The 13,990-nt window shown below is 46.1% G+C and carries 15 protein-coding genes; all 15 read left to right on the forward strand.

All coding sequences use genetic code 11. The features are described from left to right. Positions 1-108 precede the first annotated feature (108 nt). The 15 genes from mnmE to UQW94_RS22625 all read left to right on the forward strand — a co-directional run bounded on the left by mnmE (position 109) and on the right by UQW94_RS22625 (position 13,854). A complete protein-coding gene (gene mnmE / locus UQW94_RS22555; protein WP_005383836.1) occupies positions 109-1,470 on the forward strand; it encodes a tRNA uridine-5-carboxymethylaminomethyl(34) synthesis GTPase MnmE in 1,362 nt (453 codons plus the stop codon). Between the two features lie 100 nt (positions 1,471-1,570). Beyond that, positions 1,571-2,005 (forward strand): FMN-binding protein MioC, encoded by a 435-nt coding sequence (gene mioC, locus UQW94_RS22560; RefSeq protein WP_322142573.1) that lies wholly within the window; start codon positions 1,571-1,573, stop codon positions 2,003-2,005. A gap of 477 nt (positions 2,006-2,482) precedes the next feature. After that, a complete protein-coding gene (mnmG, locus tag UQW94_RS22565) occupies positions 2,483-4,378 on the forward strand; it encodes a tRNA uridine-5-carboxymethylaminomethyl(34) synthesis enzyme MnmG (RefSeq protein WP_005378901.1) in 1,896 nt (631 codons plus the stop codon). Continuing rightward, the gene (gene rsmG, locus UQW94_RS22570) at positions 4,378-5,013 is read left to right on the forward strand and encodes a 16S rRNA (guanine(527)-N(7))-methyltransferase RsmG (RefSeq protein WP_005378902.1); all 636 of its coding nucleotides are present in this window, start codon (positions 4,378-4,380) and stop codon (positions 5,011-5,013) included. Before mnmG ends, rsmG begins: the two co-directional genes overlap by 1 nt. A 10-nt stretch (positions 5,014-5,023) precedes the next feature. Next, the gene (locus UQW94_RS22575) at positions 5,024-5,797 is read left to right on the forward strand and encodes a ParA family protein (protein ID WP_005383838.1); all 774 of its coding nucleotides are present in this window, start codon (positions 5,024-5,026) and stop codon (positions 5,795-5,797) included. A 24-nt stretch (positions 5,798-5,821) separates the two neighbouring features. Further along, entirely contained in the window at positions 5,822-6,703 is an 882-nt protein-coding gene (locus tag UQW94_RS22580) for a ParB/RepB/Spo0J family partition protein (protein WP_206949710.1), read from the forward strand. A gap of 189 nt (positions 6,704-6,892) precedes the next feature. Beyond that, positions 6,893-7,282: a F0F1 ATP synthase subunit I gene (locus tag UQW94_RS22585; RefSeq protein ID WP_005378921.1), complete on the forward strand. Its 390-nt coding sequence runs from the start codon at positions 6,893-6,895 to the stop codon at positions 7,280-7,282. Between the two features lie 8 nt (positions 7,283-7,290). Further along, a complete protein-coding gene (gene atpB, locus UQW94_RS22590) occupies positions 7,291-8,103 on the forward strand; it encodes a F0F1 ATP synthase subunit A (RefSeq protein WP_005378922.1) in 813 nt (270 codons plus the stop codon). A gap of 57 nt (positions 8,104-8,160) precedes the next feature. Further along, positions 8,161-8,415 (forward strand): F0F1 ATP synthase subunit C, encoded by a 255-nt coding sequence (gene atpE, locus UQW94_RS22595; protein WP_002540812.1) that lies wholly within the window; start codon positions 8,161-8,163, stop codon positions 8,413-8,415. Positions 8,416-8,489: 74 nt separating this feature from the next. Next, the gene (gene atpF, locus UQW94_RS22600) at positions 8,490-8,960 is read left to right on the forward strand and encodes a F0F1 ATP synthase subunit B (RefSeq protein ID WP_005378929.1); all 471 of its coding nucleotides are present in this window, start codon (positions 8,490-8,492) and stop codon (positions 8,958-8,960) included. 14 nt (positions 8,961-8,974) lie between these two features. Then, entirely contained in the window at positions 8,975-9,508 is a 534-nt protein-coding gene (gene atpH / locus UQW94_RS22605) for a F0F1 ATP synthase subunit delta (RefSeq protein ID WP_005378930.1), read from the forward strand. A 13-nt stretch (positions 9,509-9,521) separates the two neighbouring features. Next, on the forward strand, positions 9,522-11,063 hold the full coding sequence (atpA, locus tag UQW94_RS22610) for a F0F1 ATP synthase subunit alpha (protein ID WP_005378931.1): 1,542 nt from the start codon (positions 9,522-9,524) through the stop codon (positions 11,061-11,063). Between the two features lie 44 nt (positions 11,064-11,107). Next, entirely contained in the window at positions 11,108-11,974 is an 867-nt protein-coding gene (gene atpG / locus UQW94_RS22615) for a F0F1 ATP synthase subunit gamma (protein WP_005378932.1), read from the forward strand. 35 nt (positions 11,975-12,009) lie between these two features. Beyond that, positions 12,010-13,413, forward strand: coding sequence for a F0F1 ATP synthase subunit beta (gene atpD / locus UQW94_RS22620; RefSeq protein WP_005378933.1), 1,404 nt, complete (start codon positions 12,010-12,012; stop codon positions 13,411-13,413). A gap of 18 nt (positions 13,414-13,431) precedes the next feature. Continuing rightward, the gene (locus UQW94_RS22625; protein ID WP_005378937.1) at positions 13,432-13,854 is read left to right on the forward strand and encodes a F0F1 ATP synthase subunit epsilon; all 423 of its coding nucleotides are present in this window, start codon (positions 13,432-13,434) and stop codon (positions 13,852-13,854) included. The last annotated feature ends 136 nt before the right edge of the window (positions 13,855-13,990 follow it).

Genomic DNA, 13,990 nt, shown 5'->3' on the forward strand with positions numbered 1-13,990 from the left:
AGGCGGCCAAAAGGTCGCCTTTTTGTTTTTGGCTGATTACAATTCAGCTAATTAATTGTGATGGCTCCCTAGGTATCTTCCCTATAGCCCAGCTCAAAAGGCAAAATTATGACTACAGATACGATTGTCGCTCAAGCGACCGCGCCTGGTCGTGGCGGTGTCGGTATTATTCGAGTTTCTGGCCCTAAAGCCAACCAAGTGGCGTTAGAAGTCACTGGCAAAACACTAAAGCCCCGCTACGCAGAGTACCTGCCGTTTAAGTCAGAAGATGGCACTGTGCTTGATCAGGGCATCGCACTGTACTTCCCTAACCCACACTCATTTACAGGTGAAGACGTACTTGAGCTGCAAGGCCATGGCGGCCCTGTCGTGATGGATATGCTGATAAAACGCATTCTAGGTATAGATGGTATTCGAGCTGCTCGCCCTGGTGAGTTCTCTGAACGCGCATTTCTGAACGATAAACTCGACTTAGCTCAAGCCGAAGCGATTGCAGACCTCATTGATGCCAGTTCTGAAGAAGCAGCAAAATCGGCGCTGCAATCCTTACAGGGCGCATTTTCAGGCCGCATTAATACCTTAGTTGAGTCGCTGATTCATTTGCGTATCTATGTTGAAGCAGCCATCGACTTCCCTGAAGAAGAGATCGACTTTTTGGCCGACGGTAAAGTGGCTGGTGACCTACAAGCCATCATCGACAACCTAGATGCGGTGCGCAAAGAAGCTAACCAAGGCGCTATTATGCGTGAAGGGATGAAAGTCGTGATTGCGGGTCGTCCAAATGCGGGCAAATCAAGCCTGCTGAACGCGCTATCGGGTAAAGAGTCTGCAATCGTAACCGACATCGCAGGAACTACGCGTGATGTACTGCGTGAGCATATCCATATTGATGGCATGCCTCTGCACATCATCGATACTGCAGGTTTGCGTGATGCTTCCGATGAAGTAGAGAAAATCGGTATCGAACGCGCGTGGGATGAAATAGCCCAAGCAGACCGCGTGTTGTTCATGGTGGATGGCACGACAACCGATGCCACCGATCCGAAAGATATCTGGCCAGATTTTGTGGATCGCCTACCAGACAACATTGGCATAACTGTGATCCGTAATAAAGCGGATCAAACGGGTGAAGATATGGGGATCTGCCACGTCAATAACCCTACTCTTATCCGTTTGTCAGCGAAGACTGGTGCAGGGGTTGAAGCTCTGCGCGATCATCTCAAGGAGTGTATGGGTTTCTCTGGCAACAGTGAAGGTGGGTTTATGGCTCGTCGTCGTCATCTCGATGCATTAGAACGTGCCGCACAGCACCTTCAAATAGGCCAGGAGCAGCTTGAAGGCTATATGGCAGGTGAAATATTGGCTGAAGAGCTACGCATCACCCAACAACATCTCAATGAGATTACCGGTGAGTTCAGTTCTGACGACTTACTGGGACGAATCTTCTCTTCATTCTGTATCGGGAAGTAAATAATCGAACGCGCGGTGCTGAGCTTAACTCACACCGCGTTTCTTTTTGTACGGCAAGCCATCCATGAGCTTTAGCCGTCGCATTCAATAAGGAAGAAGTATGATCCACATTATTACAGGCAGCACGTTAGGTGGCGCAGAATACGTAGGGGATCACCTGAGTGATCTACTCAACGAGAATGGATTTGAAACAACGATCCACAACCAGCCTTCCCTCTGTGATATCGAAAATCAAGGTACGTGGTTGGTGATCACCTCTACACATGGAGCTGGTGAGTATCCTGATAATATCCAACCTTTTATCGCAGCATTACAAAATACACCGCCAAAAATGACTGATGTAAAATTTGCGGTGATTGCGATTGGTGACTCTAGCTACGATACGTTCTGTGCCGCTGGTCAACACGCTTATGATTTGTTAGAGGATATTGGTGCAACCCCTCTCGCAGATTGCTTTAAAATCGATGTACTGAGCCATGATGTGCCAGAAAACGCCGCAGAGATGTGGTTAAAAGAGAATATCGAACGTTTTTAAACTCACGACTTTCCCTTCAACAGAGTCGAAATTCGGCTCTGTTTTCTCCCATGTGAATAACTCCCACCAAATTATTTTGTTTAACCGCTCAAAAACCAACCAAACAGACTGTGGATAACTACAATAAGATCCAGTGATTTTCCTTTAGTTATCCCAATAACAACTTTGATCAATTTTACCCCCTGTGTATAACTACCACTTTTGATCCCAGGTAATCCTCGATCTGATCCAATCATGATCACAAGATATGATCCAAAGAAGATCCATGATCTTGTTGATCATTTTTAGGTTATCCACAGAAACGGTCGATCCTAATAGTAGATCTAATAAAAGATCATATATATAGATCTTATATATATTTATCTTGAAGCTTAAAACGGATAAAACGAGAAAACGTTTTTCTCTCTGGCATAAAGCAGGTAAAATACGGCTCCTTTATCTGTCCATTAAATCCCTTTGAATACCTGAGGTCAGTTCATGCTTTATCACGAAAACTTTGACGTCATTGTTGTCGGTGGCGGACACGCAGGAACGGAAGCCGCGCTCGCATCTGCACGCACAGGACAAAAAACGCTTCTCCTTACCCATAACATCGATACATTAGGCCAGATGTCTTGTAATCCGGCGATCGGTGGTATTGGTAAAGGTCACTTAGTAAAAGAAGTAGATGCTATGGGCGGTTTGATGGCTGAAGCCATCGACCATGCAGGTATTCAGTTTCGTACACTAAATGCCTCCAAAGGTCCTGCAGTACGAGCAACTCGAGCTCAAGCCGATCGCGCTCTGTACAAAGCGTACGTTCGTAATGCATTAGAAAATGCGCCTAACTTAACGTTGTTCCAGCAATCAGTTGATGATCTGATTGTTGAACAAGATCGCGCAGTTGGTGTGGTAACTCAAATGGGACTTCGCTTCCATGCGAAAGCCGTTGTGCTAACCGTGGGTACCTTCCTTGGTGGTAAGATCCACATAGGTATGGAAAGCTCGTCTGGTGGTCGTGCCGGGGATCCACCATCGATCGCATTAGCGGATCGACTGCGTGAACTGCCGTTCCGCGTGGATCGTTTAAAAACAGGTACTCCACCGCGCATTGATGCTCGTACTGTTGATTTTTCAGTGCTAGAAGCTCAGCACGGTGATAACCCAACGCCTGTATTCTCGTTCATGGGCAAACGTGAACAGCATCCGCGTCAGATTCCATGTTTCATCACCCACACCAATGAACAAACTCACGATGTGATCCGCAGTAACTTGGATCGCAGTCCAATGTACGCAGGTGTGATTGAAGGTATTGGTCCTCGTTACTGTCCGTCTATTGAAGACAAAGTGATGCGTTTCGCTGACAAAAACAGCCACCAAATCTTCATTGAGCCAGAAGGCCTAACCACGCACGAGTTATACCCTAATGGTATCTCGACCAGCTTGCCATTTGATGTGCAAGTACAAATCGTGCGCTCAATGAAAGGGTTTGAAAATGCACACATCGTTCGCCCAGGTTATGCGATTGAATATGATTTCTTCGATCCACGTGATTTGAAGCAAACGTACGAGACGAAGTTCATCCATGGTTTGTTCTTTGCTGGCCAGATTAATGGCACGACTGGCTACGAAGAAGCCGCAGCGCAAGGCTTGATGGCCGGTCTAAATGCAAGCTTGTTTAGCCAAGACAAAGAAGGCTGGAGCCCACGTCGTGACCAAGCTTACATGGGCGTGTTGATTGATGACTTATCGACCATGGGTACCAAAGAGCCGTACCGCATGTTCACTTCTCGTGCGGAATACCGCCTGCTACTTCGTGAAGATAACGCCGATTTACGTTTAACGGAAAAAGCGCGCGAGCTAGGCTTGATTGATGATGTTCGTTGGGCTCGCTTTAACGAGAAAATCAACAATATGGAAACGGAGCGTCAGCGTTTGAAAGCAACGTGGATGAATCCGAAGTCAGAGGGTGTTGACGAGTTGAACAAGCTGCTGAAAACCCCAATGGCCCGTGAAGCGAGTGGTGAGGATCTTCTGCGTCGTCCAGAGATCACTTATTCGCAACTGACGCAACTTGAAGCGTTTGCTCCTGCTCTTGAAGATCAGCAAGCGGCTGAGCAAGTTGAAATTCAAGTGAAATACGATGGTTACATCAAGCGTCAGCAGGAAGAGATCGAAAAATCACTGCGTCACGAAAATACCAAGTTACCTGCTGATTTGGATTACCGCGATGTAAAAGGTTTATCAAACGAAGTCGTTGCTAAACTGAGCGAGGCCAAACCAGAGAGCATCGGTATTGCATCACGCATTTCTGGTATTACGCCTGCTGCAATTTCTATTCTACTTGTTCACTTGAAAAAGCATGGTTTGCTGAAGAAAGGTGAGGAAGAATAATGAGCGCATTGCGAACAAAGCTGGATTCACTGATCGCGAAAACCGATTTGGAAGTGTCAGAACAGCAACGAGAGCAGTTAGTTGGTTATGTCGAACTGCTCGATAAATGGAACAAAGCGTACAATTTAACATCGGTACGTGATCCGCTTGATATGTTAGTGAAACATATTCTTGATAGTATCGTTGTAAGCGCACACCTGCCCGGTGAGCGCTTCATTGATGTTGGTACTGGTCCGGGGTTACCGGGCATCCCTTTGGCAATCATGAACCCTGAGAAAACCTTCTTTTTGCTCGACAGTCTTGGCAAACGCATCCGTTTTATCAAGCAAGTTGTGCACACATTAGGGCTGAAAAACGTGACACCAATTCAAAGTCGCGTCGAAGAATTCCAGCCTGAAGAAAAATTTGATGGCGTTTTGAGTCGAGCTTTTGCTTCAATGACAGACATGGTGGAATGGTGCCACCATTTGCCGAAACAAGAGCACGGGGTGTTTCTAGCGCTGAAAGGACAGCACCCTAAAGATGAAATGGATCAGCTTCCTGAATGGTGCAGTGTGACAGAGATCATATCTTTGGCTGTTCCTGAGTTGGAAGGTGATCGTCATCTAGTAATCTTATCGCGCAAGGAAAATTAGCGAGGTAATCGTGGGTAAAATTGTAGCAATCGCCAACCAGAAAGGTGGGGTCGGCAAAACAACAACGTGCATTAACTTAGCGGCTTCGATGGCGGCAACAAAGCGCAAGGTTTTGGTGATCGATCTCGACCCGCAAGGCAATGCTACGATGGCCAGTGGCGTGGATAAGTATATGGTCGACGCCACCGCATACGATCTTTTGGTCGAAGATACACCGTTCGATCAAGTCGTTTGTACCCAAACAACAGGGAAGTATGATTTGATCGCGGCGAACGGAGACGTAACCGCGGCAGAAATCAAATTGATGGAAGTTTTCGCTCGTGAAGTGCGTCTAAAAAATGCATTGTCGTCAGTTCGCGATAACTATGATTTCATCTTTATTGATTGTCCTCCTTCTCTAAACCTTCTTACAATCAATGCGATGGCGGCAGCTGACTCTGTGCTGGTGCCGATGCAATGTGAATACTTTGCGTTAGAAGGTTTAACTGCTCTTATGGATACAATCAGCAAGTTAGCGGCTGTTGTGAATGAAAACCTCAAAATCGAAGGTTTATTGCGTACCATGTACGACCCACGCAACCGCTTATCGAATGAAGTATCCGATCAACTTAAAAAACACTTTGGGAATAAAGTTTACCGTACTGTCATTCCGCGTAATGTTCGTTTGGCTGAAGCGCCAAGCCACGGTAAGCCAGCAATGTACTACGATAAGTACTCCGCAGGTGCCAAAGCGTATCTTGCTCTAGCGGGCGAAATGCTCCGCCGCGAAGAAATCCCAGTTTAACTCTAACCTAAGGAATTCAATCCCATGTCTAAGCGTGGTCTCGGAAAAGGACTGGATGCGTTATTGTCGACCAGTTCGTTTGCTCGTGAAAAACAGCATATTGCATCGCATAGCCAAGAATTATCGGCAGACGGTGAATTAACCGATTTAGCGATTGGTCAATTGCAACCGGGCGTATACCAACCGCGTAAAGATATGGCGCCTGAAGCGCTAGAAGAACTAGCGGCTTCGATTCAATCACAAGGCATTATTCAACCAATCGTGGTTCGCCAGGTCGAAAGTGGTCAGTTTGAGATCATCGCAGGTGAGCGCCGCTGGCGTGCTGCAAGGCAGGCGGGTTTAAAACGCGTGCCGTGTTTGGTGAAAAAAGTTGAAGATCGTGCCGCCATCGCCATGGCGTTGATTGAAAACATTCAACGTGAAGACTTGAATGTGATTGAGGAAGCCCAAGCGCTTGAACGTCTACAAGATGAATTCACGCTGACACATCAGCAAGTGGCCGATGTGATTGGTAAATCAAGAACGACGGTGAGTAACCTATTACGTCTGAATCAGTTGGAAGCAGATGTAAAAGGTCTGGTTGCAGATAAAAAATTGGAAATGGGTCATGCTCGAGCTCTGTTAGCGTTAGAAGGCGAACAGCAAGTCGAAGTTGCTCAACAAGTGGCTAAGAAGCAAATGACTGTTCGCCAAACCGAACAGTTAGTAAAAAAGTGCTTAGCCCCACAAAATGAGCAAAAAGGGCAACAAGAGGATACCGAAGCCGAGCAAATGTCGCATAAATTGAGTCAGCTGCTTGATGCAAAAGTTTCTCTGACCCGTTCTGCAAACGGAAAAGCGAAATTGACGATAAGTCTTGATGAGCCTCACAAATTGGACCAACTAATTGCCAAGCTTGAGGCCTAGATGAGATAATTGATTTAGGTCAATTAATCGAATTAATCGAATTTTGTGCGAAAGTTGTCGTTTTGTAAACAAAACTGTAAGTTTTTGATGCAATCGAATTGCTTTACGTTGAACTGAACGTATAATTTTCGCCAATTTCCCAGCACAGAGAGTTAAGTGCGAAGTGGATATTACTAGAGGTACGAATACATGGTAGCTGCGTTAGCTAGACCAGGACGAGAGCTCGCAAGGCAATTGTTAATGATCCAGTCTGGCGCGGTTATTTTTGTGGCAGCAGGAATGGCGGTAGCCATAAATCCTGACTGGGGATTTTCAGCGCTGATTGGCGGAGGCATTTTTGTTGTTGCCAATGCAGTATTCGCGCTGTGTGCTTTCATGTTTAGTGGAGCTCGCGCTGCCAAGCGCATCGCTGCTTCCTTCTATACGGGTGAAGTACTGAAAATTCTCATCACGGTTGCACTGTTCTATGTTGCCTACATGTATATGCAGGTGGAACTTGTTCCCCTCAAACTAACCTATTTGCTGGTACTAGGTATTAATATCTGTGCACCAGTGCTATTCATTAACAACAAAAAATAGGATGAGTTATGGCTGCGCCAGGTGAAGCGCTAACATCGTCCGGTTACATTGCCCACCACCTTTCTAACCTATCGCTATACAAGTTGGGTTTAGTAGGGTCGGAGACAAGTTTCTGGAACGTACATATCGATAGCCTGTTTTTTTCTTGGTTTACTGGTTTAATTTTCCTCGGAATTTTTTACAAAGTAGCAAAGAGAACAACAGCGGGTGTACCGGGTAAGCTTCAGTGTGCTGTAGAAATGATCGTTGAATTTGTCGCCGATAACGTCAAAGACACGTTCCATGGACGCAACCCACTGATCGCGCCTTTAGCACTGACTATCTTTTGTTGGGTATTTTTGATGAACGTGATGGACTTAGTTCCTATCGACTTCTTACCATACCCAGCAGAGCATTGGCTAGGTATTCCTTACCTTAAGGTTGTACCGTCTGCTGATGTGAATATCACCATGGCTATGGCTCTAGGCGTTTTTGCATTGATGATTTACTACAGCATCAAAGTAAAAGGTCTAGGTGGATTCGCAAAAGAACTTGCACTACATCCATTCAATCACCCACTGATGATTCCGTTTAACCTACTAATTGAAGTGGTATCGCTATTAGCGAAACCTCTATCACTTGGTATGCGTCTATTCGGTAACATGTTCGCGGGTGAGGTTGTATTCATTCTTTGTGCGGCAATGCTACCATGGTACTTACAATGGATGGGTTCACTACCGTGGGCAATCTTCCATATATTGGTTATTACGATTCAAGCCTTCGTATTCATGATGTTGACAATTGTTTACCTGTCAATGGCACACGAAGATCCTGATCATTAATTTTTTTAAAGCTTTTTATTTGGGCACTAAGCCAACAACTATAAATTGGAGATAGTAATGGAAACTTTACTGAGCTTTTCTGCAATCGCCGTAGGTATTATCGTCGGTCTTGCTTCTCTTGGTACAGCGATTGGTTTCGCACTGCTAGGTGGTAAATTCTTAGAAGGTGCTGCACGTCAACCAGAAATGGCTCCTATGCTACAAGTTAAGATGTTCATCATCGCGGGTCTACTTGATGCGGTTCCAATGATCGGTATCGTAATCGCGCTACTATTCACTTTCGCAAACCCATTCGTTGGTCAACTAGGTTAATCACCTTTAACTCGGGACGGGCGATTATCGCTTGTCACTGATTAACACTAAGTCCAAATAGAGGGGTAGCTGTTGTGAACATAAACGCAACTCTGCTAGGTCAAGCAATCTCGTTCGCACTATTTGTGTGGTTCTGCATGAAGTATGTATGGCCACCATTGATGCAAGCGATCGAAGAGCGTCAGAAGAAAATTGCTGATGGTCTTCAAGCAGCAGAACGTGCTGCGAAAGACTTGGATCTAGCACAAGCCAACGCTTCTGATCAATTGAAAGAAGCGAAGCGCACAGCAACTGAGATCATCGAACAAGCGAACAAGCGTAAGTCTCAAATTCTTGATGAAGCTCGCGAGGAAGCTCAGGCAGAACGCCAGAAAATCCTAGCGCAAGCAGAAGCAGAACTTGAAGCTGAACGCAATCGTGCACGCGATGAGCTGCGCAAACAAGTTGCTACTCTGGCTGTAGCTGGTGCTGAGAAAATCCTTGAGCGTTCTATCGATAAAGATGCGCAAAAAGATATTCTCGACAACATTACTGCAAAACTTTAAGTCTGGGGGCGCATATGTCTGATTTGACTACTATCGCACGCCCCTATGCTAAAGCAGCCTTCGACTTTGCTTTAGAGAAAGACCAGTTGGACCAATGGGGCCAAATGTTATCTTTTGCTGCTGAAGTGGCCAAAAACGAACAAATGAACGAACTACTAACGGGTTCGGTTTCTGCTGACAAAATGGCAGAAATTTTTGTTGCAGTTTGCGGCGAGCAAGTTGATGCGCACGGTCAAAACCTTTTGAAGGTAATGGCTGAGAATGGTCGTTTAGCGGCCCTTCCTGATGTTTGTAAAGAGTTTTTTACTCTGAAAAAAGAACATGAGAAAGAAATTGATGTTGAAGTAATTTCAGCAACAGAGCTTTCTGATGAACAACTTGCAAACATTGGCAGCAAACTTGAAAAGCGTCTTGAACGCAAAGTGAAGCTGAATTGCAGTGTAGATGAGACCCTACTTGGTGGGGTTATTATTCGAGCCGGAGACCTAGTCATCGATGACTCAGCGCGTGGTCGTTTGAACCGCCTGAGCGATGCATTGCAGTCTTAATGGGGATTGGAGCATGCAACTTAATTCCACGGAAATTAGCGATCTGATCAAACAACGTATCGAATCTTTCGAAGTTGTTAGTGAAGCTCGCAACGAGGGTACTATCGTATCGGTAAGCGATGGTATCATCCGCATCCACGGCCTAGCGGACGTGATGCAAGGTGAAATGATTGAATTACCGGGTGGCCGTTATGCACTGGCACTTAACCTTGAGCGTGACTCGGTTGGTGCGGTTGTAATGGGCCCATATGCTGACCTTAAGGAAGGCATGAAAGTTACAGGTACTGGTCGCATTCTTGAAGTGCCAGTTGGTCCAGAGCTACTAGGCCGCGTAGTAAACACGCTGGGTGAGCCTATCGATGGTAAAGGTCCAATCGAAGCGAAAATGACTTCGCCTGTAGAAGTGATCGCACCAGGTGTAATCGACCGTAAATCGGTAGACCAACCTGTGCAAACTGGTTATAAGTCAGTTGACTCAATGATCCCAATCGGTCGTGGTCAGCGTGAGCTTATCATCGGTGACCGTCAGATTGGTAAAACAGCACTGGCGATCGACGCGATCATCAACCAGAAAGACTCTGGTATTTTCTCTATCTACGTAGCAATCGGTCAGAAAGCATCGACTATCGCTAACGTTGTTCGCAAACTAGAAGAGCACGGCGCACTACAAAACACTATCGTTGTAGTTGCATCAGCTTCTGAATCTGCAGCGCTTCAATATCTAGCGCCTTACGCAGGTTGTGCGATGGGTGAATACTTCCGCGATCGCGGTGAAGACGCACTGATTGTTTACGATGATCTATCTAAGCAAGCGGTAGCTTACCGTCAGATCTCTCTACTACTTAAACGTCCACCAGGCCGTGAGGCATTCCCAGGTGACGTATTCTACTTACACTCGCGTCTACTAGAGCGTGCAGCTCGTGTAAACGAAGAGTACGTAGAGCGTTTCACTAACGGTGAAGTGAAAGGTAAGACTGGTTCTTTGACTGCTCTTCCTATCATCGAAACTCAAGCAGGTGACGTTTCAGCATTCGTACCGACTAACGTAATCTCGATTACTGATGGTCAGATCTTCCTACAAACTGAGCTATTCAACGCTGGTGTTCGTCCTGCTGTTGACCCAGGTATCTCAGTATCTCGTGTAGGTGGTTCAGCTCAGACGAAAATCATCAAGAAACTATCAGGTGGTATCCGTACAGCACTAGCTGCATACCGTGAACTAGCGGCATTTGCTCAGTTCTCTTCTGACCTTGATGACGCAACGAAGAAACAGCTAGACCATGGTCAAAAAGTTACAGAACTAATGAAGCAGAAGCAGTACGCTCCAATGTCTGTATTTGACCAAGCTCTAACTATCTTCGCGGCAGAGCGCGGTTACCTTGATGATGTAGAACTTAACAAAGTTCTAGATTTCGAGGCGGCTCTACTATCGTACGCTCGCGGTCAATACGCTGAACTAGCAGCTGAGATCGACAAGTCTGGCGCTTACAACGATGAAATCGAAGCTCAGTTGAAGAAACTGACTGACGACTTCAAAGCAACCCAAACTTGGTAATTAGGTCGGTGGCAGTTTCTGCCACCAACTAACGGAGAGTAACGATGGCCGGCGCAAAAGAGATACGTAATAAAATCGGTAGTGTTAAAAGCACTCAGAAAATTACGAAAGCGATGGAAATGGTAGCAGCTTCAAAAATGCGTCGTTCTCAAGATGCAATGGAAGCTTCTCGTCCATACGCTGAAACAATGCGTAAAGTGATCGGTCATGTGGCTAACGCAAACCTAGAGTACCGTCATCCGTACCTAGAAGAGCGTGAAGCTAAACGTGTTGGTTACATCATCGTTTCGACAGACCGTGGTCTGTGTGGTGGTTTGAACATTAACGTGTTCAAAAAAGCCGTTACAGACATGCAAGCATGGAGAGAGAAAGGTGCTGAGATTGAGCTAGCCGTTGTTGGCTCAAAAGCAACAGCTTTCTTTAAACATGGTGGCGCAAAAGTTGCGGCACAGGTTTCTGGTCTTGGAGATAATCCAAGCCTACAAGACCTAATCGGCTCTGTTGGCGTAATGCTGAAGAAATACGATGAAGGTGAACTGGACCGTCTATATGTAGTATTCAACAAGTTTGTAAATACTATGGTTCAGCAACCAACGATCGATCAATTGCTACCTTTGCCTAAATCGGACAGCGAAGAGATGCAGCGTGAGCATTCATGGGACTACATCTATGAGCCTGAACCAAAACCTCTACTGGATACGCTATTAGTGCGTTACGTAGAGTCTCAGGTATACCAAGGTGTGGTTGAGAACCTTGCTTGTGAGCAAGCGGCTCGAATGATTGCGATGAAGGCTGCAACGGATAACGCAACCAGTTTGATTGACGATTTGGAACTTGTGTACAACAAAGCCCGTCAGGCTGCGATTACACAAGAACTATCAGAAATCGTTGGTGGTGCAGCTGCGGTTTAAGCTTAGGTAAAACGAAATAGTTTAGAGGATTAACGATGGCTACAGGTAAGATCGTACAGATCATCGGTGCGGTAGTCGACGTAGAGTTCCCACAGAGCGATGTACCTAGTGTATATGACGCTCTAAACGTAACGGACTCAAAAGAGCGTCTAGTTCTTGAAGTTCAACAACAGCTAGGCGGTGGCGTAGTTCGTTGTATCGTAATGGGTAGCTCTGATGGTTTACGTCGTGGAGTAGAAGTGGTTAACACTGGCGCTCCAATTTCAGTACCAGTAGGTACTAAAACTCTAGGTCGTATCATGAACGTCCTAGGTGACGCGATTGACGAGCGTGGTGAAGTGGGTGCGGAAGAGGTTTACTCTATCCACCGTAGTGCACCAAGCTACGAAGAGCAATCAAACGAAATTGCACTTCTAGAAACGGGCGTTAAAGTAATCGACCTAATTTGTCCATTCGCTAAGGGTGGTAAAATCGGTCTATTCGGTGGTGCAGGTGTAGGTAAGACCGTTAACATGATGGAACTTATCAACAACATCGCACTACAGCACTCAGGTCTATCAGTATTTGCTGGTGTTGGTGAGCGTACTCGTGAAGGTAACGATTTCTACTACGAGATGCAGGAAGCGGGCGTTGTAAACGTTGAGAAGCCTGAAGAATCAAAAGTAGCGATGGTTTACGGTCAGATGAACGAGCCACCAGGTAACCGTCTACGTGTTGCACTGACTGGTCTAACAATGGCAGAGCGTTTCCGTGACGAAGGTCGTGACGTACTACTGTTCATTGATAACATCTACCGTTACACACTTGCAGGTACAGAGGTATCAGCACTACTAGGTCGTATGCCTTCTGCGGTAGGTTACCAGCCAACTCTTGCAGAAGAGATGGGTGTACTTCAGGAGCGTATCACGTCAACGAAATCAGGTTCTATCACGTCTGTACAGGCGGTATACGTACCAGCGGATGACTTGACTGACCCGTCTCCAGCAACAACGTTCGCGCACTTGGATGCAACGGTTGTACTTAACCGTAACATCGCTGCAATGGGTCTATACCCTGCGATCGACCCGCTAGATTCAACATCTCGTATGCTTGATCCACTAGTAGTAGGTCAAGATCACTACGAAGTTGCTCGTGGTGTTCAGCAGACTCTTCAGCGCTACAAAGAGCTGAAAGATATCATTGCTATCCTAGGTATGGACGAGCTATCTGAAGAAGATAAGCAAGTTGTATCTCGTGCACGTAAGATTGAGCGTTTCCTAACTCAGCCTTACCACGTAGCAGAAGTATTTACAGGTGACCCTGGTATTTACGTACCTCTAAAAGAGACTCTACGTGGCTTTAAAGGTCTACTAGCTGGTGAATACGACGACATTCCTGAGCAGGCATTTATGTACTGCGGTAGCATCGACGATGCTATTGAGAATGCGAAGAAGCTATAAGGCTAACTAGGAGGCGATATGGCAGCAATAACCTTTCACCTAGACGTAGTAAGCGCTGAGAAGAAAATCTTCTCTGGTCGTGTTGAAACGTTTCAGGTGACCGGTAGCGAAGGTGAACTTGGTATTTTCCATGGTCACACACCGCTGCTGACCGCTATCAAGCCTGGTATGGTGCGTATTGTGAAACAGCACGGCCACGAAGAAATTATTTATGTTTCTGGTGGTATGGTAGAGATTCAGCCTGGTACAGCGACTGTACTAGCTGATACAGCTATCCGTGGTGAAGAGCTAGACGCAGCGAAGGCAGAAGAAGCCAAACGCCGCGCTGAGGAGCAAATCCAGAATCAGCATGGTGACATGGACTTCGCACAAGCGGCCAGTGAACTGGCTAAAGCCATTGCTCAGCTACGAGTTATCGAGCTGACAAAAAAGCGTCGCTAAGCTCAATTAGCAACGTTGCATGAAAAAAGGCGGCCAATTGGTCGCCTTTTTGATTAATTTTAGTTGGAAATTTACCTTACTCCATTAACTATTTTAAAAGAGCTGTTTAAAATAACGGCCAATTAACATAAAACGT

The sequence above is a fragment of the Vibrio sp. PBL-C16 genome (genome assembly GCF_034321865.1).
Classification (GTDB): Bacteria; Pseudomonadota; Gammaproteobacteria; order Enterobacterales; family Vibrionaceae; genus Vibrio; species Vibrio alginolyticus.

Bases quoted from the DNA above. Each gene is read 5' to 3' on its own strand.
- atpH (WP_005378930.1), top strand. From the start codon at position 8,975: ATGTCTGATTTGACTACTATCGCACGCCCCTATGCTAAAGCAGCCTTC.
- UQW94_RS22585 (WP_005378921.1), top strand. From the start codon at position 6,893: ATGGTAGCTGCGTTAGCTAGACCAGGACGAGAGCTCGCAAGGCAATTG.
- mioC (WP_322142573.1), top strand. From the start codon at position 1,571: ATGATCCACATTATTACAGGCAGCACGTTAGGTGGCGCAGAATACGTA.
- atpE (WP_002540812.1), top strand. From the start codon at position 8,161: ATGGAAACTTTACTGAGCTTTTCTGCAATCGCCGTAGGTATTATCGTC.
- mnmG (WP_005378901.1), top strand. From the start codon at position 2,483: ATGCTTTATCACGAAAACTTTGACGTCATTGTTGTCGGTGGCGGACAC.
- UQW94_RS22625 (WP_005378937.1), top strand. From the start codon at position 13,432: ATGGCAGCAATAACCTTTCACCTAGACGTAGTAAGCGCTGAGAAGAAA.
- UQW94_RS22580 (WP_206949710.1), top strand. From the start codon at position 5,822: ATGTCTAAGCGTGGTCTCGGAAAAGGACTGGATGCGTTATTGTCGACC.
- atpA (WP_005378931.1), top strand. From the start codon at position 9,522: ATGCAACTTAATTCCACGGAAATTAGCGATCTGATCAAACAACGTATC.
- atpD (WP_005378933.1), top strand. From the start codon at position 12,010: ATGGCTACAGGTAAGATCGTACAGATCATCGGTGCGGTAGTCGACGTA.
- atpB (WP_005378922.1), top strand. From the start codon at position 7,291: ATGGCTGCGCCAGGTGAAGCGCTAACATCGTCCGGTTACATTGCCCAC.
- atpG (WP_005378932.1), top strand. From the start codon at position 11,108: ATGGCCGGCGCAAAAGAGATACGTAATAAAATCGGTAGTGTTAAAAGC.
- mnmE (WP_005383836.1), top strand. From the start codon at position 109: ATGACTACAGATACGATTGTCGCTCAAGCGACCGCGCCTGGTCGTGGC.
- rsmG (WP_005378902.1), top strand. From the start codon at position 4,378: ATGAGCGCATTGCGAACAAAGCTGGATTCACTGATCGCGAAAACCGAT.